Source organism: Vibrio sp. Vb0349 (genome assembly GCF_033338975.1).
Window position 1 is genome coordinate 1 of record NZ_JAWOTS010000254.1, and the last position, 1,294, is coordinate 1,294.

At 32.9% G+C, this 1,294-nt stretch carries 1 protein-coding gene; it reads right to left on the reverse strand.

What is annotated here, in order from left to right; genetic code table 11:
- Positions 1-564: 564 nt before the first annotated feature.
- Positions 565-981: a YscW family type III secretion system pilotin gene (locus tag R7Q47_RS24980; RefSeq protein ID WP_318089993.1), complete on the reverse strand. Its 417-nt coding sequence runs from the start codon at positions 979-981 to the stop codon at positions 565-567.
- Positions 982-1,294: the final 313 nt, after the last annotated feature.

Consider the following 1,294-nt stretch of genomic DNA (forward strand, 5'->3'; position numbering starts at 1 on the left):
CACTACTTTGTTTGTTGTTATTTCCTAAGCAGTACAATTTCAATTAAAGAAGCAAAGAAAAGAGCATAGAAGTTCATATCACTTACCATACCCCCCGAAATAAATAGCGAATAGCTTAGAAACTGCCATTCCTTCGAGGAATTAAGCAGCCTAAGCTCAAATACAGGCTTCTGAATGAGTAGTTTTTTATTTTCAGATAGCGCTTTTACTTTCTTATAAGTCTATTTTTATTAAATAACGTTATGCTATTTAAACTCTGACTTTGTTTTTATATTAGAATAAATTAAATTACTAATATGATAATGAAAATTAGGAAAACCACATTTCCAAAACCTTCAAATTGTTTGTTTTTTAATCCAAAACGCTAAGCCAACGTGTTCAAGGCGTAGGATATAATCATAAATCACACGCTTGTGGCAATAGTTATTAATATAATTTCCAACTGTCCCGATGACTCATTTTTCGCAATTTTATTTATAAAAACGCTCAACAATTCTTTCACATTGAATTGGCTATTTCTATTCACATTTAATAAATTAGATAGCGCTAATTAAATGTAACCGATTACTTTTTTGTTTCTATTTCTATAGGAAAAAGTCTTAAATCCACTTTCTTACTTCCCTCTCTGAATATATATTTCTGCTCATTTTGGGCGATAATTTGACCTTGAGAATAGAGTTTCCCTATCACTTTCATTTCTCCTTTCCCGGCTTGAATTGGCGCAATAAGAAAAGAATATTGAACTGGTAACTGAACACCTTGATATTGCTGAGAAGCAACAGTAAGACATTGATTTTCAAAAGCTTGACACATCTCCACCTCTATATAGGTTGAAACTGGAGGATGGTATCCTTCGACAGAAATCCACCCATATACATTCGCTTGGCTCTGAACGGAAAATGGCTGTGCAGTCCCCACGGATTGAGCGCATCCAGTCAATAACATTAAACCGATAAGACCGGCCCACTTACTGCTTTTCATTTAGGCTCCCATAAATTATTTTTATCGTCTTATTATGATTTATTTTTACACAACTTCTTATGTGTACGTTTAAATTTTCGGCTTATATTTATTCTACAGATGGACAGCAATAACGTTCCACGTACAACACGTAATTAACATAGTATTTAATTTTTAAGATAACACAATTCTAATTCTTCATCGCTTGTCGATATAAACCAAAATCTCACCATAATAGAATTTAATAACCGTTAATCTTTATATGCACCAGCACTCATTTGTAAGATTAGAAGCAAGGTGTCAATTCTGGGTTTCCGGCCAAAATATAATAACT